At 30.4% G+C, this 24,878-nt stretch carries 31 protein-coding genes and 1 pseudogene; all 32 read left to right on the forward strand.

Features of this window, described 5'->3' with window-relative positions:
- Window positions 1-89 precede the first annotated feature (89 nt).
- Window positions 90-428 (forward strand): hypothetical protein, encoded by a 339-nt coding sequence (locus Q0870_RS08525; RefSeq protein WP_298554504.1) that lies wholly within the window; start codon window positions 90-92, stop codon window positions 426-428.
- 160 nt (window positions 429-588) lie between these two features.
- Window positions 589-1,257, forward strand: a complete 669-nt coding sequence (locus tag Q0870_RS08530) for a hypothetical protein (RefSeq protein ID WP_298554506.1) — start codon at window positions 589-591, stop codon at window positions 1,255-1,257.
- A gap of 184 nt (window positions 1,258-1,441) precedes the next feature.
- The gene (locus Q0870_RS08535; RefSeq protein WP_298554509.1) at window positions 1,442-1,852 is read left to right on the forward strand and encodes a TIR domain-containing protein; all 411 of its coding nucleotides are present in this window, start codon (window positions 1,442-1,444) and stop codon (window positions 1,850-1,852) included.
- A 5-nt stretch (window positions 1,853-1,857) separates the two neighbouring features.
- Complete coding sequence (locus tag Q0870_RS08540; RefSeq protein ID WP_298554512.1) at window positions 1,858-2,277, forward strand: TIR domain-containing protein; 420 nt, start codon at window positions 1,858-1,860, stop codon at window positions 2,275-2,277.
- Window positions 2,278-2,281: 4 nt separating this feature from the next.
- Window positions 2,282-2,878 (forward strand): annotated as a pseudogene (locus Q0870_RS15410) (caspase family protein); the annotation flags it as partial.
- Between the two features lie 224 nt (window positions 2,879-3,102).
- Window positions 3,103-3,180 (forward strand): hypothetical protein, encoded by a 78-nt coding sequence (locus Q0870_RS15415; RefSeq protein WP_363317941.1) that lies wholly within the window; start codon window positions 3,103-3,105, stop codon window positions 3,178-3,180.
- A 495-nt stretch (window positions 3,181-3,675) separates the two neighbouring features.
- Window positions 3,676-4,131 carry a hypothetical protein gene (locus tag Q0870_RS08550; RefSeq protein WP_298338411.1) on the forward strand — a complete coding sequence of 152 codons (456 nt, stop codon included), beginning with the start codon at window positions 3,676-3,678 and terminating at the stop codon, window positions 4,129-4,131.
- A complete protein-coding gene (locus tag Q0870_RS08555; RefSeq protein ID WP_298338414.1) occupies window positions 4,128-4,325 on the forward strand; it encodes a helix-turn-helix transcriptional regulator in 198 nt (65 codons plus the stop codon). Before Q0870_RS08550 ends, Q0870_RS08555 begins: the two co-directional genes overlap by 4 nt.
- A gap of 166 nt (window positions 4,326-4,491) precedes the next feature.
- Entirely contained in the window at window positions 4,492-4,944 is a 453-nt protein-coding gene (locus Q0870_RS08560) for a hypothetical protein (RefSeq protein ID WP_298554519.1), read from the forward strand.
- Window positions 4,945-4,959: 15 nt separating this feature from the next.
- Window positions 4,960-5,310, forward strand: a complete 351-nt coding sequence (locus tag Q0870_RS08565; RefSeq protein ID WP_298554522.1) for a hypothetical protein — start codon at window positions 4,960-4,962, stop codon at window positions 5,308-5,310.
- Window positions 5,311-5,466: 156 nt separating this feature from the next.
- On the forward strand, window positions 5,467-6,621 hold the full coding sequence (locus tag Q0870_RS08570; RefSeq protein ID WP_298554526.1) for an AP2/ERF family transcription factor: 1,155 nt from the start codon (window positions 5,467-5,469) through the stop codon (window positions 6,619-6,621).
- 143 nt (window positions 6,622-6,764) lie between these two features.
- Entirely contained in the window at window positions 6,765-7,988 is a 1,224-nt protein-coding gene (locus tag Q0870_RS08575) for a DUF3883 domain-containing protein (RefSeq protein WP_298554529.1), read from the forward strand.
- A gap of 145 nt (window positions 7,989-8,133) precedes the next feature.
- The gene (locus Q0870_RS08580) at window positions 8,134-10,062 is read left to right on the forward strand and encodes a DUF4365 domain-containing protein (RefSeq protein WP_298554531.1); all 1,929 of its coding nucleotides are present in this window, start codon (window positions 8,134-8,136) and stop codon (window positions 10,060-10,062) included.
- Between the two features lie 136 nt (window positions 10,063-10,198).
- Window positions 10,199-10,900: a hypothetical protein gene (locus Q0870_RS08585; RefSeq protein ID WP_298554534.1), complete on the forward strand. Its 702-nt coding sequence runs from the start codon at window positions 10,199-10,201 to the stop codon at window positions 10,898-10,900.
- A complete protein-coding gene (locus Q0870_RS08590; RefSeq protein ID WP_298554537.1) occupies window positions 10,887-11,642 on the forward strand; it encodes a hypothetical protein in 756 nt (251 codons plus the stop codon). The genes Q0870_RS08585 and Q0870_RS08590 overlap by 14 nt, the downstream gene beginning before the upstream one ends.
- Before the next feature lie 141 nt (window positions 11,643-11,783).
- The gene (locus Q0870_RS08595) at window positions 11,784-12,260 is read left to right on the forward strand and encodes a hypothetical protein (RefSeq protein ID WP_298554539.1); all 477 of its coding nucleotides are present in this window, start codon (window positions 11,784-11,786) and stop codon (window positions 12,258-12,260) included.
- A gap of 5 nt (window positions 12,261-12,265) precedes the next feature.
- Window positions 12,266-12,424 carry a hypothetical protein gene (locus tag Q0870_RS08600; protein ID WP_298554542.1) on the forward strand — a complete coding sequence of 53 codons (159 nt, stop codon included), beginning with the start codon at window positions 12,266-12,268 and terminating at the stop codon, window positions 12,422-12,424.
- 161 nt (window positions 12,425-12,585) lie between these two features.
- Complete coding sequence (locus tag Q0870_RS08605; RefSeq protein ID WP_298554544.1) at window positions 12,586-13,167, forward strand: porin family protein; 582 nt, start codon at window positions 12,586-12,588, stop codon at window positions 13,165-13,167.
- A 167-nt stretch (window positions 13,168-13,334) separates the two neighbouring features.
- Window positions 13,335-13,790, forward strand: coding sequence for a DUF423 domain-containing protein (locus Q0870_RS08610; RefSeq protein ID WP_298554547.1), 456 nt, complete (start codon window positions 13,335-13,337; stop codon window positions 13,788-13,790).
- A 279-nt stretch (window positions 13,791-14,069) separates the two neighbouring features.
- Complete coding sequence (locus tag Q0870_RS08615) at window positions 14,070-14,606, forward strand: YcxB family protein (RefSeq protein ID WP_298554550.1); 537 nt, start codon at window positions 14,070-14,072, stop codon at window positions 14,604-14,606.
- Window positions 14,607-14,790: 184 nt separating this feature from the next.
- The gene (locus tag Q0870_RS08620) at window positions 14,791-15,264 is read left to right on the forward strand and encodes a hypothetical protein (protein ID WP_298554552.1); all 474 of its coding nucleotides are present in this window, start codon (window positions 14,791-14,793) and stop codon (window positions 15,262-15,264) included.
- A 149-nt stretch (window positions 15,265-15,413) separates the two neighbouring features.
- Complete coding sequence (locus tag Q0870_RS08625; protein ID WP_298554555.1) at window positions 15,414-15,800, forward strand: hypothetical protein; 387 nt, start codon at window positions 15,414-15,416, stop codon at window positions 15,798-15,800.
- A gap of 166 nt (window positions 15,801-15,966) precedes the next feature.
- The gene (locus tag Q0870_RS08630) at window positions 15,967-17,010 is read left to right on the forward strand and encodes a DUF4238 domain-containing protein (RefSeq protein WP_298554557.1); all 1,044 of its coding nucleotides are present in this window, start codon (window positions 15,967-15,969) and stop codon (window positions 17,008-17,010) included.
- A gap of 268 nt (window positions 17,011-17,278) precedes the next feature.
- Entirely contained in the window at window positions 17,279-17,560 is a 282-nt protein-coding gene (locus Q0870_RS08635; protein WP_298554560.1) for a type II toxin-antitoxin system RelE/ParE family toxin, read from the forward strand.
- Window positions 17,561-17,571: 11 nt separating this feature from the next.
- The gene (locus Q0870_RS08640) at window positions 17,572-17,874 is read left to right on the forward strand and encodes a HigA family addiction module antitoxin (protein WP_054560615.1); all 303 of its coding nucleotides are present in this window, start codon (window positions 17,572-17,574) and stop codon (window positions 17,872-17,874) included.
- A 131-nt stretch (window positions 17,875-18,005) separates the two neighbouring features.
- Window positions 18,006-18,668 (forward strand): class I SAM-dependent methyltransferase, encoded by a 663-nt coding sequence (locus Q0870_RS08645; RefSeq protein WP_298554563.1) that lies wholly within the window; start codon window positions 18,006-18,008, stop codon window positions 18,666-18,668.
- Window positions 18,653-19,195, forward strand: coding sequence for a hypothetical protein (locus Q0870_RS08650; RefSeq protein ID WP_298554566.1), 543 nt, complete (start codon window positions 18,653-18,655; stop codon window positions 19,193-19,195). Before Q0870_RS08645 ends, Q0870_RS08650 begins: the two co-directional genes overlap by 16 nt.
- A 662-nt stretch (window positions 19,196-19,857) precedes the next feature.
- Window positions 19,858-20,235 carry a hypothetical protein gene (locus Q0870_RS08655; RefSeq protein ID WP_298554569.1) on the forward strand — a complete coding sequence of 126 codons (378 nt, stop codon included), beginning with the start codon at window positions 19,858-19,860 and terminating at the stop codon, window positions 20,233-20,235.
- Between the two features lie 330 nt (window positions 20,236-20,565).
- Entirely contained in the window at window positions 20,566-21,243 is a 678-nt protein-coding gene (locus Q0870_RS08660; protein ID WP_298554572.1) for a WGR domain-containing protein, read from the forward strand.
- A 159-nt stretch (window positions 21,244-21,402) separates the two neighbouring features.
- Window positions 21,403-23,211 carry a matrixin family metalloprotease gene (locus Q0870_RS08665; protein WP_298554576.1) on the forward strand — a complete coding sequence of 603 codons (1,809 nt, stop codon included), beginning with the start codon at window positions 21,403-21,405 and terminating at the stop codon, window positions 23,209-23,211.
- A 673-nt stretch (window positions 23,212-23,884) separates the two neighbouring features.
- Window positions 23,885-24,334, forward strand: a complete 450-nt coding sequence (locus Q0870_RS08670) for a hypothetical protein (protein ID WP_298554578.1) — start codon at window positions 23,885-23,887, stop codon at window positions 24,332-24,334.
- Window positions 24,331-24,726, forward strand: a complete 396-nt coding sequence (locus tag Q0870_RS08675) for a hypothetical protein (protein ID WP_298554580.1) — start codon at window positions 24,331-24,333, stop codon at window positions 24,724-24,726. Before Q0870_RS08670 ends, Q0870_RS08675 begins: the two co-directional genes overlap by 4 nt.
- The last annotated feature ends 152 nt before the right edge of the window (window positions 24,727-24,878 follow it).

Raw genomic sequence — 24,878 nt, forward strand, 5'->3', positions numbered from 1 at the left:
ATTGCGTTTATAACCAACGCAACCAATCTTATACGTAGCCGTTGTAAGTAATTTAGAAAACCACACTCGCAAAAATTAATCGAATTGAATTGAAAGAAAAAAAGAGGAAAAATAAATGGCAGTTTCAGATTTTAATTGTGTTTATCATTTCGTTAATTGGAATTGGATTTTGGAGCAGTTTAAAGGAAAAAAACGAACTTAAGAATTCAAAAATTACAATCGGAACAATTACTGAAATTGAAGAAAGGTTTCAGAGAGGTTTTTTTGTGCAATATGAATTTATAGTAAACGGAAAAAAATATTCCGAAAATCAAAAACTGACTATAAAAAAAGAATCTATAAAAATTGGAGATAAGTTTGAAATTAATTACTCGGAAAACAACCCTGAATACAACAATCTTGATTTTGAAAAAAGAGTTATGGAATGAACAAAAAACTACTTACAACATTGTATATAAAAAATTGCTATTTTGTGCTTAATCAATGGCAGTTGCTTTGTTTGCTAGCTTCTGATTTTCCTTCGGAAAATCCTCGCACACAAACACGCAACATTTCATATACGTAACCGTTGGCAAACATTTGAACGAAATGCAGTATTACATATTAAATATTGATGATTCTGGAGCAATTGAGGAAATTGATTATAAGAAAATCGATGGAGAAATTGTTGCGATATGTAAAATGTATGATGACAAAGATTTTAATAAACTTAATGATATTTTACACTCAACGAATGAATATATAATTAATGAAAAAGCATTAAATATTTTCAAAGAAAGTAAGACAATTGATTATAAATTAGGAAAAGCAAAAGTATTGCGTAAAGAAAAATTATTTGGAGTATTTAAAAAGAGTAATTCTTATGAATATTTCGACTTGACTTTTCCTGACGAAAACGCAACGAATTGTTACGATTGGATTGATTTTGAAAAAAGTGAAATATTTGCGATTAATGAAAATGACGAAAAATTTAAAATCACATCTCATCAACACGAATTAGACTTGATATCAGAAAACAAATCGGAGTCTGATAAAAGTTATTCCTTTAAAACGGAAAAAGTTGTTTTTGGGAAAAATTTTGATTCCGAAATAGACTTGTTTAAAATACCTCATTATTCTTGGGGTATTTATGTTTCGGAAAGACTAAAAAACAAGTTAGAGAATACAAAAATAACTGACATTCGATTTGCAGAAAATAAAGAAAAATTAGGAAAAATGTGGAAACCGCATTTTCCGATAATTGAATTTGAAAAATAAAAACGATTTGCCAACACCGTATATAATTTATTGCTGGCTTCTTGCCTACTTACGAAAGTCCTCGCAGACTTTCTTGGTCGGTAATTATTTACTAAATTAGTTGCTTGAAACACGCAACAAACCATATACAAACACGTTGTGGTGCATTTAGAGAAACATCCTGCTGAATAAGAATATGGGTTTATTGGATTTTATTTTCGGAACAGAAAAAGAAAGACGGAAAAGAATTTTTATAAGTTTTGCAATTGAAGATATTGAATATAGAGATTATCTGGTTAGGCAAGCGAGAAAAAACAATTCCCCATTTGACTTTATTGATATGTCTGCAAAAAAGGCTTGGAAACAAAGCGAATGGAAACAGAAGTGTAGAACTAAGATAAAAGGTTGCGATGGAGTAATCGCTTTAATAAGTAAAAGAACCCATTTAGCAAGTGGTGCAAGATGGGAAATGAAATGTGCTTTAGAGGAGAAAATACCAACTATTGGTATGCAAATAAAATGGAACGATAAAGGTGCTAAACCTAAAGAATTAAAAAACAGAAAAGTAATCCGATGGACTTGGGATAATATATCTAATTTCATTGACAAAATTTAAAATATATGTCAAAAACTCACAATTTATTTATTAGCCATTCTTGGCAGTATTCAGATGCTTATACCAAATTATGCGGACTTTTAGATAATCGAGCTTACTTCGATTACAAGAACTTTTCTGTACCTAAAGACGACCCAATACATACAAATGGAACAGATAAACAATTATTAGAAGCCATAACTAATAAAATGAGACTTAGTCACGTAATTTTGATTATGGCTGGAAAATATTCCACTTATAGTAAATGGATTAATAAAGAAATAGTTGTTGCTAATGAAGGATTTATAAACCCAAAACCGATTATTGGAATTAAACCTTGGGGAAGTACTGTGGTATCAAGTGTGGTAAAAAACAATGCAGTAGAAATGGTTAATTGGAATACAGAATCCATTGTAGATGCTATAAGAAGACATTCAAACGCATAAAATTATGAGAAAAGCACTAATTGTAGGTATAGATTATTATTCAAATGTCTCAGAACTTTATGGATGTGTAACTGATGCCTACTCCATAAAAACTGTGTTAGATAGACATAGTGATGGGACTATAAATTTTGGAACCAAACTTGAAGTAGCGACAAATGAGAAATCTGCAATTACCAGAAAAGAGCTTAAAGAATTATGTATTGAGTTATTTAATGATGATTCAGACGTAGCATTATTTTATTTTTCTGGACACGGTTATGTAGAAAATACTGGAGGATATTTAATAACGAGTGAATGTTCAGACGGAGATGACGGTTTTCCAATGACAGAACTTTTACAAATAGCGAATGATTCAAAAGCAAGAAATAAAGTCATTATTCTTGATTGCTGTCATTCAGGTTTTGTAGGTAAATCGACTGGAGCGGACACGAACGCATCTTTGAGTGAAGGAATGACAATTCTAACTGCATCAAGTGAAAGTCAATACGCTATTGAAGAAAATGGTTCGGGTGTTTTTACAAGTCTTTTAGTTGACGCTTTAAGTGGTGGAGCATCAAATTTAGTTGGAGAAATTACACCTGGTAGTGTATATGCACATATTGACCAATCATTAGGTCCTTGGGAACAACGACCTATTTTCAAAACTAATGTTAGAAGTTTTACAAGTCTTAGAAAAGTTCAACCACCAATTTCATTATCTGACTTAAAACAAATCACAGTATTATTCCCAAACAAAGAAGATGTATTCAAACTTGACCCAACTTTTGAACCTGAATTTGAAGGACATATTGAAGAAAATACAGAGAAATTTGCAATACTTCAGAAATACAATCGAATAAACTTAGTTATTCCTGTGGACGAAGAGCATATGTATTTTGCTGCAATGAATTCGAAAGGTTGTAAAATGACAATATTAGGAGAACACTATTGGAACTTAATAAAGAAAGACAGGTTATAAAAACGCACCACAACAATGGCTATAAGTAATTGCTTGTTCTCGCCTACTTCTGAAAATCCTCGCGGATTTTCAGTTTGGTGTGTACTTGCAAAGTTAAGTACTAAACCACGCAACTACCCATAGCCGAGACCGTTGGCAAACATTTTAGCGTAATAGCAATTTAAGGGCTTTCACCCAATGTTGTTATTATTTACAAAAGAACATTACGCTGAAATTCAAAACCGAATCTGAAAAAAATTACGTTGGAATTTTTCACTCATATTAAATCTCAGGTATGAATTTAGGCTTGCGCAACTTCTGTTCCTTACTTCGAAAATTTAGCTTTCCTCAACTTTAGGTTGAATATTTAGTATTGTAATCTCTAATTCAAACATAAAAACAATCTATTTTATTATACTATATGTAAAGTATTATGTACTTTTGTATAAAAATAATAGAATATGAAAATACATATATTACCAAATTGGTGTAAAAAACTTGGATTAATTCTTTTCATCATTGCCTCTTTATTTAATGGAAGTTTAAACTTTATTAATAATTCAATTAATAAATATAAAATGAATGGAATTAATACTTCCGAATTAGGAACTGAATCTGATAATGGAATTTTAGGACTTTTAAACGCCTTTTCTGGCGGAGGATTAAATTATGGAATTGATTTTGTTGCGATAATAGCAATGTTAATCTATATGATTTCGAAAGAAATAGTGGAAGACGATTACATAGACAAATTACGACTAGAATCTTTTCAGCTAACTTTTATAATTGGATTATTAGTTACAATTTTTATGTACATTTTAGCCAAAGATTTAAAACTGACTTTAGATTATTTTATATTTCCATTGCTTTGGTCTTACATAATAATATTCTTTATCAAAAGAAAAGTGTATTTATGAAAAATCTCGTAAAAGTAGAAAGAGCTAGACATAACTTAACACAAGCAGATTTAGCGAAAGAAATAAATGTCTCTCGACAAACTATTCACGCAATAGAAAAAAACAAATTTAATCCATCCGTTACTTTAGCAATCAGAATGGCACGTTTTTTCAAAGTCACAGTTGAATATTTATTTGATATTGAAGAAGAATAAACTCAATTGAATTAAAAAAACGATTTGCCAACACCGTATATAATTTATTGCTGGCTTCTTGCCTACTAGCGAAAGTCCTCGCGGACTTTCTTTGTCCGTAATTATTTACTAAATTAGTTGCTTGAAACACGCAACAAACCATATACCAACACGTTGGCAATAATTTATGAAAGACACAATCCTTTTAGACAAATACCTTCTTTTATGGAAAGAAAGGAATGAAAATGTCATTGTTGCCGAGTTACGACATTATATAAAAAATGAATTTGGAGGGACTTTAGAAACACCTATTGGAAACTTGATTTGTTATAAAGAACACAAACCTATATTTTGGAGAATTAAAATTGTTTTGAGAGAAGACATTAAATATAGTCAAACCCAAAATCGAATTTTTGTAATTACAAAATCTGCTTATAAACGTAAACTCAATTACTATTTAGAGAAACTGAAAGATTTTGTCAACCCAAGATTTAGAGCAGAAAAAGAACTTGACAATGAAATCAAAAAATTCCTGTTGGATAATAATTTGATTTCTGAACCTTTTTCAATTTCTCGTTCAATCGAAAAAACTGAAAATTTTGATTTTATTGGAGAAATAGAAGAATTCGATTATACTTAAAAACTAATTTAATAAATGAATAATCTGACCTTTGACAAACTATTTGATCTAATCGAAGAAAATCGATTTGTAAACGAGTCGGACAAAAAGATTGCCGAAAAGATACTCGAAGCGGAAAATGATTGGGGAGATTGGAAAACTTCAGTAAATAATTTAAATGAATTTATTATTGTATTGGAAAAAGAAGTTGGAGGAACTGTTACCAAAAAAAATCTGAACAAACTCTTGAAAAAATATAATCGGAATATTACTCAAAATATGTGGGAAGCGGAAACGGTTTGTTCTTTATTAGAAATTTTTGAACTAACCAAAGAGACTGAATTGAGAAAAATATTTAATGAATTGACTGAAAAAGTAAAAACATAATAAAAAAACTATTGCCAACACCGTGTAAAATTAATTGCTGGTTTTAGCCAATTTACGAAAGTCCTCGCGGACTTTCTATCTGTGATTTATTTGCTAACTTTAGTGCTTAAAACACGCAACTAATCTTACACAAATACGTTGTGCCCAATTTGAAAAATGAGTGATTACATAATAGACATACCTGAAGATTATTATATAACAGAATATCCACATCATTGGATGGTTCAGATTCGGGTCAACAATAAAGCCAACACTAAAAATTTTTCATTTAGGAAACACGGTTCGAAAGAAAAAGCACTTGAAAATGCAATAAAATATAGAGACGGACTTGTAAAAGAGTTTAAAATTGATTTAAACAAACGTTTCAAAAAGAGTAAAATACCAGGAGTAAACAAAACTTTTGACACTCGAAAAAGCGGAGAAAAGGTAGCATACTGGCAAGCTATTTGGTCGGAAAATGGGAAACAAAGAACAAAACGATTTTCAACAAAAACACACGGAGAAACTCAAGCTAAAAAAATGGCTGTTGAGTATCGAGAGAAAATAGTTAAACTTTTAGACGATTCAGGACAAACACTATTTGAAAAACCAAAACCAGAAACCAAAATTTGGAGATATATGGACTTTACCAAATTTGTCTATATGTTAGAGAAAAATGGTTTATTCTTCCCAAAAGTTGATTCATTTAATGACCCTTATGAAGGCTCTTATTCCAGAGGTAATTTATCGATAAGAAAATTTGTTTTTAGTAGAGCAAAAGATAAAAAGAAGTTTCAAGGTCAAATAGATGAAATAAAAAAAATCAGACCTCATATTAATATTAATTGCTGGCATATGAATGACTTTGAGTCAGCAGGAATGTGGAAACTATATTCTAAAACCAATGAATCTATTTGTATTCAAACAACTTTTGAGAGATTAGAAAAAGCTTTGCCGAATCAAATCAAATTTGGTAAAGTTAAATACATAAATTACGACAAAGACTGGATTCCAGAATCTGACATCTACTACCCTTTTATTTACAAAAGACTATCATTTGAACACGAAAGAGAATTGAGAGGTATTTTCAATAGTTCTGAAATGGACTTTGATGAAAATTTTGAAAAAAACGAAAATGGATATTGGATTAATTTAAATCTACAGACTTTAGTTCAAAGAATTTATGTTTCTCCAGAAGCACAAGATTGGTTCGTTGAATTGGTTGAGAAAGTAAAGAACAAATATAATCTGACTTTGAAAAGAGTATATAAATCACCATTGAATAACGAACCTGATTTGAATGAGAAAAAAACTGGGCACAACATCGTATAAAATTAATTGCTGGTTTGAGCCTACTTACGAAAGTTCTCGCGGACTTTCTACCTGTGATTTATTTGCTAACTTTAGTACTTAAAACACGCAACTAATCTTATACAGAACCGTTGTACCCAATTAAAACCAACCATTGAGCTTAAATGAAAATAACTGAATTAAGAGATTACCAAATTGAATTTGAAAAAATTAGAGCGGACTTTAATTCAGGGTTTAAAGAAATAAATAGCCTACGGAAAAAATTCACTTCTGACTATCCAACCAGCCGAATTCGTACATTGACACTTGACGAATATGTTACTGGAAAAGGCGGACAAACATTCTGTAACCGAATAGAAAATGACCTTAACGAATGGGGAAATATTCACGGAAGTTTCGCCACCAAATTCGGAGTTTATTTTGGGAAATTTGGTAAAAACTCAACATCAAAATATCGAATTGGACGTAAAGAATATGGAACAGATGAAAATGTAGCTCTTAAAAAAATTCTTTCAGCTATAATTGAACTGATTGAAAATAAAGATGATTTAGCGATTTTAAAGAAAAATCCAATTTCGCCAATGTTCAAAGGAAAAATTTTGTCAGTCTATTATCCAAATGAATTTCTAAACATATTTTCTGCAAAACACCTAAATTATTTCATCAATAATCTTGGTTTAGATAATGACTCAAAATCGGAATTAGATAAACAAGCTTTGTTACTTGACTTCAAGAATAGTGACAAAGTAATGAAAGAATGGAGTATTTATGTATTTAGCAAATTCTTGTATTCGTCATTTGGTAGACCTAATGATGAAATCAAGGAAGAAAATATTTCTAAAGAGCTCAAAAAATTTAATCTTAAAGATTTTCCACCAATTGAGAGTTTGAAATTTGACTATGTTGAATTACAAACAGACGAACTTCCAGAACCAAAAGAAAAAAGGAAAGGCAAAGAGACAAAGATTGACTATTCAAATCGTTCAAGAAAATTCAAACGAATTGGAGACAGAGGAGAACAAATTGTATTAAGAGCAGAAAAACAATTCTTAAAGAAAAACGGAAGAAAAGATTTGGCTGAATTAGTTGACCAAATTTCAGAAAGAGATGATAGTGTTGGATATGACATAAAATCCTATGAGTTGGACGGAACCGAAAAGCTTATTGAAGTTAAATCAACTTTGAGAAAAATAGGGAAAAGCAATGTCTTTTTATCAGCAAACGAATTACAAGTTGCGGAAAATGAGAATAATTACTATTTCTATATTATTTACGAAGTTGGGAGTAAACGACCGAAAATATGGAAAATTAAAAGCTCGGATTTATTAAACGACAGTAATATTGTGAAAGAACCGATTTTATATAAACTGAATTTGAACACAAAATAACTGGGTACAACAACGTATAAAATTAATTGCTTGGTACGAGCCTATTTACGAAAATCCTCGCGGATTTTCTATTTGGTTTGTATTTGCTAAATTACGTGCTAAACCACGCAACTAATCTTATACAAGACCGTTGTGCAACATTTAAATGGAACGCCCCGAACAACATATAACAGAAAAAAAATCTCAGCGAATATTTGAAAATATTGTACCTGTTGAATGGGTTTGTAGAGATATTAAACCAGATTATGGTGTAGACTATTTAGTAGAAGTTTTTGAAAAAAATCAATCAACAGGAAAAACTTTTTTTGTCCAATTAAAGGGCTCAACTCAAGAAATTACTAATAACACTTTTGAGAAACAGTTTACTGTTAAAAATCTAGAATATTATAGTTCATTATCAATACCTGTAATGATAATTTGTGTTTCTGTCACTGATTCAAAAATATGGGGAATTTGGGCAAATAGACTTTTAGATTCAATAACACTTAAGGAAAATCAAAAAAGTACTTTAATAAAGTTAGGAAAGGAGTATTTACTAAATGAAGAAAAATTCCTTAAACTTATTTCAGAGTCGGCACTTTCAAAAAAACTTGGAATCAATGCTAACACAAGTTTTCCGATAGCAGAAAGACTAAACAATAATTTAGTAAAATGGCTTGAACATAAGTTTACCGAAAGTGTTTCTACCAAATTCACAAATTTACCTACACATCTAAATTTAGATTATTCACTATTTGAAAATGGAGATTTATCTTTAAAGATTACCACACCTACTTTTTCTAAAGAATTAATTATAAAAAATTTAAAGGATGATAACCCTTTTTTATATCGTCCCCATTTTGATTCAAAAGACATAAATGAATATAATAAAGATGCTCTGTTTTTTATTGCAATAGCAATGGCAAAGCACGACATCAAAGGCTCTCTTGAAATTCTTATAGAACTTATTTCAGAAGTTGATTTTAAGGATAAAGAAAAATTTCTTTCTCTAGACCCTTTTGGCTTACTAATAAACGCACAACTAATTGATGAAGTAAAATTATACAACCGTTTATTAGAAAAAATAATACAATTGAATTTAATTGATTTATTTTTCATTTTCAACTTAGCTTATTTTTATGTTAACCCAATTAAGTATAGACATTACAGAATTCAAAATTTAAAATCAGTCATACAAAAAAATGATGAACCAAAGTTTTTAGCTACTTGCTATTATAATTTAGGAAATATTCTAAGGGAAAATTTAGAATCATATGAACCTTTTGATTGTTATATCAAAGCTATAAAATTGTGGCCAAATTATTTAGAAAGAGATTACTGGTGGCGAGAGTTTGCAGGAATAATATTTGCCAAAGGGCATTATGCGTTTTCTGAAAAATTTTATAAAAAATCTCAAACGTTAGTAAAAAATAAAGGAATTGGAAAAGAGTATAATAGATTAGTGAGAGTTGATTCAAAAGAGACCTATTTAGTAAACGCATTAATTGCGGATTGTCTGTTCTTTCAAGGAAAATTTAAAGAAGCACACAATTATTTCGAACTATACTTCAAAAACAATTCAAATAGCTCTCAAGAGTGGATATTGAAAGATATGATTTGTATGGAGTTAATGAATGGGGATTTAAATAATCTAACTTTCAATAGAGAACAATCACTTCTATTATGTGAGCAAGGATTAAAAGCATCATCAGCTGACGATTCAATTGAAAAATTCGAAGAGTCAATAAAATCGAATCCTTTAAATGGCTTATCTTGGTTTAATCTAGGAGTTAGCAAAGATAAAAAAGGACTCAACGAAGAAGCCTTATTTGCATTTATTACTACTAGTATGATTCAAGAGTGGGATAAAGAAGCTCAATTTAATGCGATAACAATTTGTTTTACTCAACAAAATTTTGACTTATTACAAGCAATGCTACTTTTTATTTTTGAGAAACACGGTGAATTCGTTATTAATGATTTAACTGATTATATTATGCAAAAGAATATTCCACTTGAAAACAAAACCCACTTGGTTAATGGTTTTACTGAAATGTTTGAAGTAATAAAAAACGTTGCACAACAACGTATATAAAAAATAGCGGTTTAATCGCTTAATCAAAAGAAAATGAATAAATTAAAGGTCAGTTATAATCCGAAAATTTAGTGCATAAAATCCGCTACTTTTCATATACAAGACCGTTGTAGGTAATTAAAACCAACCTTTGCGAATGAATGACTATTTAATAATTACACTGATTGTACTGCTTTATTTTTCACCAGTATTTTATCAATTATACTTATTATTAAAAGAACGAAAAGAAGAAAACAAAAAACTGCTCAAAAGATTATTGCGTTTTACAAAATACAGTTTTTTAATTCTAATTTTTACTGCAATTGTGTTTGGAATTTTAAGTCATACAAACTACTTTAATTACGAAAAACCTATGACTTTTGACAAGTACGACCAAATTACATTTCAGAACTTCCGAGGTTTGGAATTTTTTAAAAAGTCACTATATGGAAATGAACGATTTGCTTATGTCGTAACATCAATAGATAGTGAAATTGATGATAATTCTGTAACTGTACAATCATTATTCTATCCTTCTCGCTCTTTCGTTTATAAAAAAAACACGAATAGTACAGAACTTTTAACTCACGAAAAGTATCACATCAAAATCACAGAATTATTTGCTCGTAAAGCAAAACAAGAAATATCTGATTTAAAGATTTTAGATGAAGACAAAATCGAGGGAATAATAAAAGATGTAAAAATTAAAGAAAGAGCTTTTCAAAAAGAGTATGATTACAATACTTTTCACAGCTATGTATTAAGTGAACAAAAAAGATACGAGAAAGAAGTTGATAGTTTATTAACTTCGTTAAACCAATACAAAAACCCAAAAATCACAATTGATGACAAAAATTAAGTACGTCCTTTTAGCAATTATTTGCCTAACATTAACCAATTGTAAAACAGAAGAACACGAATTCCCATTAGACAAAAGGTATTGGGATACAAATGATTACGATAAAGCAATTCTTGAATTAAGATTTGGTTACGAAGACGATGAAAAGAAACCGACTTTTGACAATCCAGAACAAAGAATAATAGTTGAAAAGTTGACTGACGAACAAAATTTCAAAGTAGTACTTAAAGACAATGAATTAGGTATAAAACATCGGAATGCAGTTGCAACCGAATTCTTTGAACATTGGAAAGATATGCATCAGATTTACCAAGCAACCGACCGAAAAGATATGTATGTATATGACATAGAAATGTTGGCTGTTTGGCAATATGGTTTGAGTTTGCAACTTGACTATTTTAAATTAGGAAATGACGAAATATTAGAAAGTGCAGACGACCCAAATTCTTCAAGAGTAAAAAATGTTATTAGCTCAAACATTGGTACTTTAATTGACAATTATACTATTTACTTGGATGAGATAAACGAAGAAAAGGCATTTTCTGAAAAAGGAAAAACTAAACTTGCTGACGGAATAGAAAAGTACTTTACTCAACTGATTAAACTTTATCCTAACGCAAATTATAGCGGAATGAAAAAGAAAGCGGAATTAATGCTCAAAAAGAGTGAATCGGACAAAATAAAATCATCTTTGACAAAATTAATTGAGTTAATCGATTCAAAGAAAAAAACGGAAGAATAACTACCTACAACAATGGCTATAAGTAATTGCTTGTTCTCGCCTACTTCTGAAAATCCTTACGGATTTTCAGCTTGGTGTGTACTTGCAAAGTTAAGTGCTAAATCACGCAACTACTCATAGCCGAGACCGTTGTAAACAATTATGAACGAACGCGAAGACTACTTTAGAATTTCCAAAAATGGACACGTTCACACGCTGAGCGATAGAATTCCATTTAACTGGAAAGAACTATTGATTTGGACTTCTACTTCATTCATATTCCTAATTTGGTTTCTCGGAATTGGAATAGGAATTTTTGTTGCGATTTTGACCTTAATCGGATACACTTTTTACCGATTTGCTTCTTGGATTTACTACTCGGAATTAAAAATAGACGAGAAAAGCGGAAAATTAACTCGACTGAAAAAAATACTCGACCGAACTCAAAAAACGGAATTGATAAGTGAAAAGTTTGACCTAAACCGATTTGAATACTCGGAATTAACTCGGAGTGGAAAAACGAAATTCTTAATGAATTATCGCACTCATAAAAACAATGAACTTCTGATTTTAAAAAATAAAGCAGACAAAGAGCTGATTGAAAAATATATCACTGAACAAATAAAAAAATTTAATTGACAACAATGGTTTTTACCAAAGAATCAAAAGACAACGAACTATATGTGTATATGAATGGAAAACTCATTTATAAAAGATGGTTAAAAACTGGACAATCGAAAGTTTTTGACTTAATGGCTTATGACAAATACACAGAGTACTCAATTAATGAAAACAAAAAATAACTGTTTACAACAACGTGTATAATCAATTGCTTGATTATCGCCTACTTGGAAATTCCTTCGGAATTTCCTCTGGTTCGTTTTTGTTTACTAACTTAGTCCTAGCCAACGCAACTGAACCATACACGAACACGTTACAAACAATTTAAACGAAGACTACAATTATGAAAAAAACGATTTTAATTAGTTTTTCTATTTTAATTTTTAACCTATCACACTCACAAGAAAAAATTGGAATTTTTGCTGGTTTAAATTATTCCTATTTTACTGATGGAATATTATCACAGTTTCTTGCTGAAAATTCATTAGGCTTGCAGATAGGGGCACTTTATGAATTTGAAGTTAATGAAAAGGTCGCTTTTAGACCTAAAATTGCATTTTCTCAACAGGGAGATAGAACTAAAACTGAACAAACAGGAAGTTTAAGTCTAGATAAAATAGATTATGAGCTTACTTATTTGAATGCTAGTTTAGATTTTAAGTTTTGGGACGAAATTTATTTAATTACAGGACCACAAATAGGATTTCTGTTAGACCAAAAACCATTAAGTAACGACTTAGGCAAAATTGACTCAACTATTGATTTCGGAGTCAACTTAGGAATTGGATTTAAAATAAACGAATTCTTTTTAGAACTCGGACTTTATCAAGGACTTTCAACAATCTTGGAATATGAATCCATAACAGGAAATACAACCAAAGTGAAAAACGGATTTGCAAAGTTTACACTAGGATATAATTTATAAAAAACTGTTTGTAACATTGTATATAAAAAATTGCTATTTTGTGCTTGACCAATGGGAGTTGCTTTGTTTGCTAGCTTCTGATTTTCCTTCGGAAAATCCTCGCACACAAACACGCAACATTTCATATACGTAACCGTTGGCAAACATTAAAAACAATATCGAAAAATATGAAAAATTGGAATTTTAAATTAAAAAAACGACCGAAAGAAGTTCTTGAAGAACTGACATCTGAACTTAACTCTATTGGAGGGTTTTCATTTAATAACAAAAACACTAATACTTTTAATTTCCGTAAGAGGATACTTTACCCTTGGTATTATGCCTTCCAAAATTGGACTGTTGTTAATGGTGAATTAGTAGAAAGCAATGTTGAAAATATTACAGAAGTTAAAATTTCATTCAAACAGCACTTTTTAATATTATTAATAATATTTACTCATCTTATTTTAGGATTGGGACTTATTCTTGGACTATTCCTATCGACAAACAATGAACCTCTAACTTATATTTTAGGTGGACTAGTTATCGCTTTCGGAATAATTATTTGGATTATGGCAACTAGAAAATTTAAAAAAGATTCTGAAAAATACAAAGTACTAATAACCAAAACATTCGGAATTTAAAAAAATAACGATTTGCCAACACAGTATATAAAAAATTGCTGTTTTGTGTTTAATCAATGTTAGTTGCTCGTTTGCTAGCTTCCGATTTTCCTTCGGAAAATCCGCGCACACAAACACGCAACTTTCCATATACGAACCGTTGGAGTGAATTCCTGCGTCATTCACTCCAACGTCCCCGCGAATAAGATTTGGAGCGACTGCCAAAAGGCACTCACACCAACAACGAATAAAATTCATTGAAACAAATCTTATTCGCGGGGACGTTGCCATTAATACGAAATGACTATAAACTATCAACTTACTAATTCGGATTTTTTAGAGTATCAGCTTTATACTTCTTCAAAATCTGAATTGCACAAAAAGAGGCGATTTCGTTCTCGAATAATTGTTCCTATAATCTATTTACTTATTGGACTTTATTTCGCATACAAAAACGAAAACGGAGGAATTGGAATTATAATGGGTGGAATCGGAATTGGATGGTTTGCGTTTTATCCAATGTATTCTAAATGGAGATATAAAAGACATTTTCAAAAACACGTTGAGGAAAATTATAAAAATCGGATTAACAAACCTGTGGAAATTGACTTTGACGAAAATTCCGTGAATGCCAAAGATTATACGTCTGAAAGTAAAATAAATGGAACTGAACTAAAGGAATTGATTGAAACGAAAGACCATTTCTTTATTAAATTAACAACTGACTTATCTCTGATTGTACCAAAACACTCGATTGAGAATCAAACGGAATTTAAAAAGCGTGTGACTGAATTAGGAGCTGAATATGTTGACGAATTGAATTGGGAATGGAAATAAGTACTAATGGCAACAACGTGTATAATTAATTGCTTTGGTCGTTGCTTATTTGGAAAATTCCTTCGGAATTTTCTCGCGCTCGTTTTTGTTTACTAAATTAGTTGCTGAAACACGCAACTAACCATACACAAACACGTTAGCAAACATTAAAAACCAATCTTTAACAAAAGAAAACAAATTAAAAATGAACAAAACAAAACCAATCTACCTATTAATTTTTTCAATCAATGTTTTATTAATTTTCGGGTGTAGTAATAGTTCTGAAGATGAAAAATTAAAAGAATCCTTTCTTCAAAAATTTAATGGTACAGTTTGGGTATCGGAAAATCAAACAACAGAAGTGTTTTATTTGGTTAAAAATGACATATTGAATCCTATTCCTGATTTTTTTAAATTAACAAATTCAAGTGATTGTTTCATCATGAGCGAGTTTGATACAAACTCTGACGAAATTACAATAAACGAAACTGACAAATTAGAAATCTATTCTGAGTATGGGACAAATGAATATTATACTTATACATTTACAGTTTTAGGAGATAAAAAGATTCATTACAAAAAGGATGAGTTTTATAATAACTCAACTTATGTAATTGAATATGATTTAACTAAAACAAATTTAACTGAAAATGACCTAAAACCTATTTGTCAAAATTGAAATGGAATAAAACCAAACCGTTAGTAAACATTAAAAACAAGTAACTAATGAAAGAATTATTAAGAGCAATCGTAACGTTAATTATTATAGCAATAGTGTGGGGAATATTGATACAAATATTTAATTAAACAGAAATTCAATATATAAAAATGGGCTTTTTCACAAATTTACTTAGAAAAGGGGATTTAGATTTCTTGCACGGAGAATCTTTATCTTCAAAATTCAGTATCATCCTAAACACTCTTAATAATTATGCTTTTAACGGAAAAGGAGATATTACTACAACTTCGGACAGGAGTTTTAACATATACCCAAAAGTAACGGACAGTAATCAAATAATTCATTTTTTCTATCAAATGGATATATTGACTATTCAATGGAGTTTTAAATATTATCAAAAAGAAATTGTTCATAAAAAAGATTTTTCAAAAGTTAAAAACCTTAGCATTTTTGAACAAACTAAAATTGCAAATACAATGATTTCTGAAATGGAAAACATAGTAGAAAAACACAAGAAAGACGTAATGAATTTCTAACGGAATTTAATAAAAACGTTTGCTAACACCGTATAAAAATAATTGCGGTTTAGTGCTAAAACAAAGGTAGTTGCGTGTTTGCTACATCTGATTTTCCTGCGGAAAATCCTCGCATGCAAACCCGCAACTATTCTTATACATAAACGTTGGCACTAATTATAACTGAATGGCAGAAAACAAGAAACAGCATTATGTTCCAAAGTTTTATTTAAAACTGTTCAGCAATAATCAATCAAATTCTCACATCAAAATATTTGTAAAATACACAAATAAAATCATTCCCAACGGAGATTTAAAAAATCAAGCTTATAAAAATTATTTCTATGGTAAAGACACTACAATAGAAAAAGAATTCTCAAAAATCGAAGACGAAGTGTCAAGAATTATTTCGGAAATAATTGAATCAAAGGCATTACCAAAAAGGCAAAATGTGGACTTTGAATCACTTTGGCTATTCACTTTTATTCAAAATTCTAGGACTAAATATAGTGCAGATGAAACGAATAAAATGATTAACCAAACTCTGAAAACGATTTTCAAAAATGACAATAGATTTAAAGACAAAATAGACGAAGTAGAATTTGGCTACGAGAATCCAGTTTTATTGAATCTTGACACTTTAACTAATACAATTGCAGTTACAAAAGACTTAAAATGTAAATTAATAATCAATCAAACTAATAAACCTTTTGTAACTTCTGATAATCCAATTGTACTCTACAATCAATTTTTAGAGCAAAGAAATCATCAATTTGGGAAATGTGGACTGGCAAGTAAAGGTCTACAAGTCTTTTACCCAATAAATCCGGAACTAGCACTTATTTACTATGATGAAAAAGTCTATAAAATAGGTTTTAGAAAAAGAAATTATATAGAAACAAGTAATGAAAAGGATATAGAATCATTAAACATTCTGCAATTTTTAAATTCTGACAAAGTAGTTTACTCAAACGAAATAGCAACTGATTACTATTTAGAAACTTTAATGTCCAAGGCTTCAAAATATAACACATCACGAGGCTCTGACATTAATGAATATCCTGAAAAAAGAAACGATGACGGAACATATTCAGTTATTTTGCATAATCAAAAAAAAGATCTGGAAATGAATTTAAATCTGTCATTTATTAAACAAACAACACACGGTAAAACCTATAAAATGTCTGGTTACGTTGCTGAATTAAGAAATGAAGAAATGCGAAATAAATAAAATAACTAGTGCCAACATTGGCTATAATTAATACGGGTTTTAGGCTTTCAGCGAGGGTCTGTGTATATTTAGAGTGTCCGCCAAATCTTTTGGATTTGGCTTTTTAAATAGAAAAAATAAAAACAAACAAAAAGATTCGGCTAATCGCTTAAACGAAAACAAAAGGGCACTTTTATTCCCGTACTAATCATAGCCGAAGCCGTTAGGCAACATTTGCACAAAACAAACTTTTTACTTACTTTTGACGTTAGTAACGTAAAACAAAGGTATGATTATTTCATTTGGCTCGAAAGAAACCGAAATGATTTGGAACGGTATTCGAGTAAAAAAAATGCCGATTGAAATTCAGAACGTTGGACGTCGGAAATTGAGAATGCTGAACAACTCGCAAGATATTATGGACTTAAGAGTTCCGCCTTCGAACCGACTTGAAAAACTCTCTGGAAATCTAAAGGACTTTTATAGTATTCGGATTAACAAACAATGGCGAATCATTTTCAAATGGAAAAACGGAAACGCAAGCGAAGTGGAAATAATCGACTATCATTAAAAAAGGACAAAATGGAAAAGTTGGCAAATGTACATCCTGGCGAAGTCTTGAACTTGGAATTTCTTGAACCACTTGAAATCTCGGCTTACCGACTTTCAAAGGACTTGAAAATACCACAAACAAGAATTTCGGAAATAATAAAAGGGAGACGCAGAATAACTGCGGACACAGCATTAAGGTTAAGCAAGTATTTCGGAAATTCGGCCAAATTCTGGCTCGGACTTCAAGATGATTACGATATCGAAGAAGAACGTGACGAAAAACAGGCGGAATTGGACGAAATAAAACAATACGGAAATAAAAACGTTGCCTAACAATGTATAAAAATAATAGCGGTTTAATCGCTAAAACCAAAGTAAGTAAACATAAAAAAGGTCTGTGTTAAACTGAATGGTAAGTGCTTAAAAATCCGCTACTATTCTTATACTAGACCGTTATGCACAATATGAAAAATAGAGCCGATAAATTTTACGATAAATTAGCTGAATCATATGACTTGCTGACTAAAAGTGGACCAAATGTCTGGACACCGCCAAAATTGATTGAATCTGAAGTATTCAACTTAATAAGTAAAAACTCAAAAATTATAGACATAGGAATTGGAACTGGTCAAGCAATAGAAAAGGTCTACCAAACAAGAACTTTTTCTTCCATTACAGGTGTAGATATTTCTAAAAAGATGATTTCTATATGTAAAGAGAAATTTGATGGAATTGACTTAATTAAAATTGATTCTCTTTCTGACTTGAAAAAAATAAAAAATGCTTACGACTTAGTTATTTGTAGTGGAACTTTTGAATTTTTTGAGAATGCAGAGATATTCTTTGAACAATGTCATAGGCTTTTAAATAAATCAGGATATTTGATTTTCACATATGAACCTATCATTTTATTTCACCTCATTCAAAAAGACGAGATTTCGAATAATATTTCTGGGAATTCAGAATTTCAAGTGGATGGCTTTTTCACAAAAAGATATAAACCATCAACAATAAATAAACTTTTATCTTCTAACAAATTTAATGTATTGAAAGATGAGGAATTTATTTCCTACAAGAAAAATGATTCAAACATTATTTATCATTTAATAGTATGCAAGAAAATTTAATTGAATTAATTGACCAAATATTACCAGGGCTTATTGTATTTGCAATTGGTCAAACCTTTTTACAGGTAATACTTAATAAAGACAAGATTGTTGAAATATTTGAGAGTATCAATAAATTCTCGCATATAAATGGCGAATGGCACCAATATCATTACAGTAGAGACAAGCAAGTTAATCCAAGAAAGTCTATTTGGATACATCATATCGATACGTTTAAAATTAATTGGTTGTTAAAAGTCAAAGGTAAAGGTGTTAATAGTCATTCAACTAAACTTGATTATAAAATATCTGGAAAGATTTCTGATGATAAATTGTTTATGAAATACTCAAATAAAACAAGTAAAGAAACCCCTGTAAATATTGTAATTGAAAATTTACTTTCGAAAGATTTATTGCAAGGGGTTTGGATTGGGTATGATTTTAATAAAGATTTTAGTATCGGCCCAATAATATATTCTAGAAAGGAAAAGACTGAAGAAGAACTTTCAACAATATTAAGAAGATATGATATCAATATTTTAAAATAAAAATACTGTGCATAACATTGGCTATAAGTAATTGCTTGTTCTCGCCTACTTCTGAAAATCCTCGCGGATTTTCAGTTTGGTGTGTACTTGCAAGGTTAAGTGCTAAACCACGCAACTACTCATAACCGAGACCGTTAGCTTTAATGCTAAAGGTCATTGCAAAACCTCAAATTTCGGGTTTAAATCAAAAGTCCTTTAAAGCGGAATTTGAAAATGAAATGTGGAATATTGAGCTGAATTATCACTCAAACTCTGAATCGAACTGCGTCTGACTTTTTAGCTCGTTTACAGAATCGAAATCTGAATTGAAAAGCGGAATTTCACTCAATCGGAATATAGCAAATTACGGAATTGCTAACTCGAAATCTGAATTATATATTGCGGAATTTGAGCAAGTTTGCGGAATTAAAATCGAGCTGAATAAAACATGAAAACGGAATTAAAAAGCCGACTGAAATAAAATATTAACGAAAAAATAAACGGACAAAAAAGCACTAAAAGCTAACAATGTATAAAAATAATTGCGGTTTAGTGCTTAATCAAAGGTCGTTGCATGTTTGCTACGTCTGAATTTCCTTCGGAAATTCCTCGCTCGCAAACCCGCAACTATTCTTATACGCAAACGTTGCCATTCATTGGCGGAACGCACTCTGAACCTAAAAATGACTGAATTGAAAATAACTGCTTTTTTGCCAAATACGAGATTTCTGTTTTTATTAATTTTTTCAATTTTGATAATGACAAATTGCACTAACAAAACAAAATCTGACAAAAAAACTTCATCTATCTTAAAAATTTCGCAAACAGAATATGATTCAATAACTGAACTGAACTATTATTTAGGCACATACCAAATCAAAGCCTTACACCATCTTGGGAAAAACTATAAAAACGTTCCGAGCAAAGGTCGGATTAGGATAACTAAGACAGGAATGAGATTAATAACTGATTTAGACTCATTAGAAAGTTTTGAAGCGAAACATAACAAATCAAATCTCATTGATATTTCAAAAGGAAAATTTGTATTTAAAGTAACATAAACGAAGTTACAATGTTAAGTTTTGAGGAAGAAAAAAATATGATTGTATTTTCTAATGGAACGGCAGAAAATAGCTTGACAACCATTTTTGTTTATATAAAAGAGAATTAGTGGAATAATAATCTGATTGAATTTACTCAAACGCTAAAAACTACGGATTTTAAACCGACAGAAAAACAACGAAATGGCAACACAGTATATAAAAAATTGCTATTTTGTGCTTAACCAATGGGAGTTGCTTTGTTTGCTAGCTTCTGATTTTCCTTCGGAAAATCCTCGCACACAAACACGCAACTTTTCATATACATAAACGTTGTAGCCAATTTAGGAAATGAAAGTAAGATTAGAAAAGAAAAATAGAGTTACTACAAGTTTTATTCAAATGGAAGTTGAAGGTCATTCTTTAACTGTTCACAATGGAAAAATTGGTAAAAGCGGTGTTGCTAAATCAAATAAACATTGTGGAACAAATGAAAAAGCCATAAAAGAGTTAAATGAAATTAAACAAGAATATCTTTCAAAAAAATATATTGAGGTAAAAGTCAAAAGACCTCTTGAAAGTGATAAAGTATATGATAAAGCAAAATGGCATTTTCGTGGAGATTTTCCAGAAGAGCTGGATATATTTCAAGGTTATGTTCATACAGGATTCTATTTAGCTTGGATAATCGAAAAAGATTTTTTTAATCCTGAAAATGATGAATTATTAATTAGTGAAGTTGAAAAAGTAAAAAACCGAAAAATAACTGGAGCGAAATTTTTTGAGGAAAATTTAGATGGAGTTTTATTAGAAGAAGATTTAACCCAAAAAGGAAATGATTTTACATTTGAATATTATGAAAAAGGTGAATTTATAGATGATTATTGTGAAAGTCTTGGAGGAGATTTACCAACTTTGTACCATATAGAAGATAATTGGAATAATTACGATAAACTAAAACCAATTTTAGAAAGAAGATTTAAGAAGTGGGAAAAATCTAAACAACCAAAATGGTGGAAAAGAAAGTAAAAAACTGGCTACAACAACGTGTATATTTTATTGCTTTCTTTTAGCCAACTTACGAAAATCCTCGCGGATTTTCTATTCAGTTTTTATTTGCTAAATTTACGCTAAACCAACGCAACAAAGCATACACAAACACGTTATGTGCAATTAATACCAACAAATATGAAAGAATTCAAAATAGAAAAAAACATAGAGAATCTGAATTCTTCATACATAAAAAGACTTCAAGAAATTTTACGAAGATTTGGATATCTAAACTTAGAAAAAGGGAATGAAGGAATATTTGATAGTAAAACGTCAGATAGTTTGAAAAAATTTCAAGAATGGAATAGAATACCAATTACTGGCACATTAGATATAGAGACTGTAAATTTACTGAATACTCCTAGATGTGGTAATGCAGATATAACAAAAGGGATTAATAATATATGGAATAAATCAATCTTAACTTATTCTTTTATTGAATTGACCAATGATATAAACGAAGGTGAAATAAGGTTAGGAATTAGAGATGCGTTTGATTTATGGCAAGAAGTTACCAATTTTCAATTTGAAGAATCCCTTAATAATCATAATGCTGATATAATTATTCGATTTGTTACTGGGAATCATGGTGATGGAAATACTTTTGATGGCCCAAATGGCATTTTAGCACATGCGTTCTACCCTCCACCAAATGGAGGTAATCTAGCCGGAGATATCCATTTTGATGACTCTGAACTTTGGACAATTCAAATTCCGACTCCTTTTAATAGGTTTGATTTAATAACAGTCGCTACACACGAAATTGGTCATTCTCTTGGGTTAGATCATTCATCCAATCCAAATGCGATAATGAAACCTTTCTACTCTGGAATTCAACGCCATTTAGATATAGATGACATAATAAGAATTCAATCACTTTATGGTTTCGGTTGGAACCCTATCTATCAGCAAATTGACCCAGGTAATGGAATTGGAGGATTTGATTTAAAATCTCGTTTTGACAAAGCTTTTGCATTCGATTACAATGGGACTGGAAAACTTGATCATATAGCTCTATATAGACCTGGCAAAGGTGCATTCTTCATCATAAAAAATGATAATGGTATTTTCTCTCCTGTTTATCAACAAATTGACCCAGGAAATGGGATTGGAGGCTTTGACTTAAAATCTCGTCACGACAAAGCTTTTGCCTTCGATTATAACGGAACAGGAAAACTTGACCATATAGTTCTTTACAGACCTGGCAAAGGTGCATTCTTTATCATAAAAAATGATAATGGTATTTTCTCTCCTGTTTACCAACAAATTGATCCAGGAAATGGAATTGGTGGATATGATTTAAAGTCTACAGCAGATAGAGCTTTTGCTTTTGATTATAATGGAACTGGAAAACTTGACCATATAGTTCTATATAGACCTGGTAAAGGTGGTATTTTTATATTAAAAAATGATAATGGGAATTTTTATCCTGTATATAAACAACATGACCCAGGAAATGGAATTGGAGGGTTTGATTTAAAATCCATAGCAGATAGAGCTTTTGCTTTTGATTATAATGGAACTGGAAAACTTGACCACATAGTTCTTTATAGACCTGGAACAGGTGCATTCTTTATTATTAAAAATGACAGCGGAAATTTCTATCCAGTTTATGAACAGATCGCTCCTGGCAATGGAATTGGAGGCTTTGACTTAAAATCTCCTTACGACAAAGCCTTTGCTTTTGATTATGATAAAAGTGGAAAACTTGACCACATTGTTTTATATAGATCGGGAAAAGGTACTTTTTGGGTTTTGCATATTCAGAATGGTGTAATTACTCCGAAGTATTTTCATGGAGATCCAGGTAATGGAATTGGAGGGTTTGATTTAAAATCTAAAGCAGATAGAGCTTTTGCTTTTGATTATAATGGAACTGGAAAAAATGACCATGTTGTTCTATATAGACCTGGAAAAGGTGCATGCTTTATAATTGAAAAAGAATAATAACAGCACATAACAACGTGTATATTTAATTGCTTGCTTCTAGCCTACTTGGTAATTCCTTCGGAATTTCCTCTAGTTCATTCCCTTTTGCTAAATTAGTTGCTGAAACACGCAACTAACCATACACAAACACGTTACTTTTAATGGTACGACATCAAAATTTCGGCAGTATTAAAATTCTCGTGGCTGACTTTTTAAATGAAAAATTACGCACTCAGACGGAATGCTCACTCAGGTGTGAATTGAAAAAATAAAAACTTACTCAGGTGCGAATTTTATCACTCAGACGGAATGCTTACTCATGACCGAATTGAATAACTTTAAAATTAAAAAAACTCACTCAGACAGACTTTTTACTCGGTCGGATTTACTTTGTATAAATTTTTATAGGTAAATTGTAAACTCATAGTTAAGTTGAAAATTTAGAAGATTGAATTTTTAAAACTCAGTGTTTGAATTTATAGTTTGCGGAATTGAAAACCACAAAAAGTAACAATGGCTATATTTCAAACTGGGCTAAGCGCTTTTTCTATGTAAAATATTAATTTTAAAAATTTATCTCTGGCTGACTGGTTAGCGTATAACTTCCCAGTCCGAAATCATAGCCGAGACGTTGTGGTGCATTTACCACTCAAACTTCTGAATTGAATAAATGAAAAAATTAATATTTCGATTGACCTTTCCTTTGACTTTGATTTCATTCGGAATTATAACAAAATGGTCGTACGGAATTGTAATTGACGGAACAGATGAGTTTTTATATGGATTTCCTCTTATTTATAAATGTGACGGATTTCATACTTCTTTATCAACCCAATATTTTCTAACTGAAATTATAGTTAATTTATTGACTTATTTTGCATTTTGGTTAATTCTAACATTAATTATAAACCGAATTTGGACAATTAATATTCCGAAACGTATTTCGAAAATATTTTGGATTGTATATTCAGTTTTATTTTTAGGGTTTATCTATTTATCAAATGACTTGGATGACCAATATTTAACAAAACGTGATTTTGAAATTAAAATATTTGACAGCGGAATTTCAATTTTCGGAATCCACGATACCGACAGAGAAAAATATCAATCCAAAATAAAAAATGAAATTGAGAATCAATGAAAAAAGGTTTTGTAAAAATACTTGAATGTTTTAATATCCCTGAATTTGGACTTATAACTGAATTGCAACATAATGAAAATGGAATTCCACCAAACACTGAAATCCTCAAATCAGAAACTGAAGAATCTTGGGTTGTAAAAAGACGTGTTCTTTCTGGAATACTTCTCGTTGAGGGTTTAGAAACTAAATTTGACTGCGAAACTGAATCTGAACATATAAGTAATAGATATAAAACTGCTGATGAACTAAAAGTTGCCATAGAAAAAGAATTGGAAAAAAGAAAAAATAAAATCTATTGGTATTTACTTAAACCTAAGAATAAAAAACAAAAAGTGAAACCTGAAATTGGAACTGAATTAAAAATAAAAACGACACCACAACACCGTATATAATTTATTGCTAGTTCTAGCCTACTTACGAAAGTCCTCGCGGACTTTCTTGGTCGGTAATTATTTGCTAAATAGGTGCTTGAAACACGCAACAAACCATATACAAACCCGTTGGAGTGAATTCCTGCGTCATTCACTCCAACGTCCCCGCGAAT

Origin of the sequence: uncultured Algibacter sp., assembly GCF_947487575.1 — a bacterium.
GTDB lineage: Bacteria > Bacteroidota > Bacteroidia > Flavobacteriales > Flavobacteriaceae > Algibacter_B.

Excerpts from the sequence above, each read along its gene's own strand:
- Q0870_RS08530 (WP_298554506.1), top strand. The coding sequence starts at position 589 with ATGCAGTATTACATATTAAATATTGATGATTCTGGAGCAATTGAGGAA.
- Q0870_RS08540 (WP_298554512.1), top strand. The coding sequence starts at position 1,858 with ATGTCAAAAACTCACAATTTATTTATTAGCCATTCTTGGCAGTATTCA.
- Q0870_RS08550 (WP_298338411.1), top strand. The coding sequence starts at position 3,676 with ATGAAAATACATATATTACCAAATTGGTGTAAAAAACTTGGATTAATT.
- Q0870_RS08555 (WP_298338414.1), top strand. The coding sequence starts at position 4,128 with ATGAAAAATCTCGTAAAAGTAGAAAGAGCTAGACATAACTTAACACAA.
- Q0870_RS08560 (WP_298554519.1), top strand. The coding sequence starts at position 4,492 with ATGAAAGACACAATCCTTTTAGACAAATACCTTCTTTTATGGAAAGAA.
- Q0870_RS08565 (WP_298554522.1), top strand. The coding sequence starts at position 4,960 with ATGAATAATCTGACCTTTGACAAACTATTTGATCTAATCGAAGAAAAT.
- Q0870_RS08570 (WP_298554526.1), top strand. The coding sequence starts at position 5,467 with ATGAGTGATTACATAATAGACATACCTGAAGATTATTATATAACAGAA.
- Q0870_RS08575 (WP_298554529.1), top strand. The coding sequence starts at position 6,765 with ATGAAAATAACTGAATTAAGAGATTACCAAATTGAATTTGAAAAAATT.
- Q0870_RS08580 (WP_298554531.1), top strand. The coding sequence starts at position 8,134 with ATGGAACGCCCCGAACAACATATAACAGAAAAAAAATCTCAGCGAATA.
- Q0870_RS08585 (WP_298554534.1), top strand. The coding sequence starts at position 10,199 with ATGAATGACTATTTAATAATTACACTGATTGTACTGCTTTATTTTTCA.
- Q0870_RS08590 (WP_298554537.1), top strand. The coding sequence starts at position 10,887 with ATGACAAAAATTAAGTACGTCCTTTTAGCAATTATTTGCCTAACATTA.
- Q0870_RS08595 (WP_298554539.1), top strand. The coding sequence starts at position 11,784 with ATGAACGAACGCGAAGACTACTTTAGAATTTCCAAAAATGGACACGTT.
- Q0870_RS08600 (WP_298554542.1), top strand. The coding sequence starts at position 12,266 with ATGGTTTTTACCAAAGAATCAAAAGACAACGAACTATATGTGTATATG.
- Q0870_RS08605 (WP_298554544.1), top strand. The coding sequence starts at position 12,586 with ATGAAAAAAACGATTTTAATTAGTTTTTCTATTTTAATTTTTAACCTA.
- Q0870_RS08610 (WP_298554547.1), top strand. The coding sequence starts at position 13,335 with ATGAAAAATTGGAATTTTAAATTAAAAAAACGACCGAAAGAAGTTCTT.
- Q0870_RS08615 (WP_298554550.1), top strand. The coding sequence starts at position 14,070 with ATGACTATAAACTATCAACTTACTAATTCGGATTTTTTAGAGTATCAG.
- Q0870_RS08620 (WP_298554552.1), top strand. The coding sequence starts at position 14,791 with ATGAACAAAACAAAACCAATCTACCTATTAATTTTTTCAATCAATGTT.
- Q0870_RS08625 (WP_298554555.1), top strand. The coding sequence starts at position 15,414 with ATGGGCTTTTTCACAAATTTACTTAGAAAAGGGGATTTAGATTTCTTG.
- Q0870_RS08630 (WP_298554557.1), top strand. The coding sequence starts at position 15,967 with ATGGCAGAAAACAAGAAACAGCATTATGTTCCAAAGTTTTATTTAAAA.
- Q0870_RS08635 (WP_298554560.1), top strand. The coding sequence starts at position 17,279 with ATGATTATTTCATTTGGCTCGAAAGAAACCGAAATGATTTGGAACGGT.
- Q0870_RS08640 (WP_054560615.1), top strand. The coding sequence starts at position 17,572 with ATGGAAAAGTTGGCAAATGTACATCCTGGCGAAGTCTTGAACTTGGAA.
- Q0870_RS08645 (WP_298554563.1), top strand. The coding sequence starts at position 18,006 with ATGAAAAATAGAGCCGATAAATTTTACGATAAATTAGCTGAATCATAT.
- Q0870_RS08650 (WP_298554566.1), top strand. The coding sequence starts at position 18,653 with ATGCAAGAAAATTTAATTGAATTAATTGACCAAATATTACCAGGGCTT.
- Q0870_RS08655 (WP_298554569.1), top strand. The coding sequence starts at position 19,858 with ATGACTGAATTGAAAATAACTGCTTTTTTGCCAAATACGAGATTTCTG.
- Q0870_RS08660 (WP_298554572.1), top strand. The coding sequence starts at position 20,566 with ATGAAAGTAAGATTAGAAAAGAAAAATAGAGTTACTACAAGTTTTATT.
- Q0870_RS08665 (WP_298554576.1), top strand. The coding sequence starts at position 21,403 with ATGAAAGAATTCAAAATAGAAAAAAACATAGAGAATCTGAATTCTTCA.
- Q0870_RS08675 (WP_298554580.1), top strand. The coding sequence starts at position 24,331 with ATGAAAAAAGGTTTTGTAAAAATACTTGAATGTTTTAATATCCCTGAA.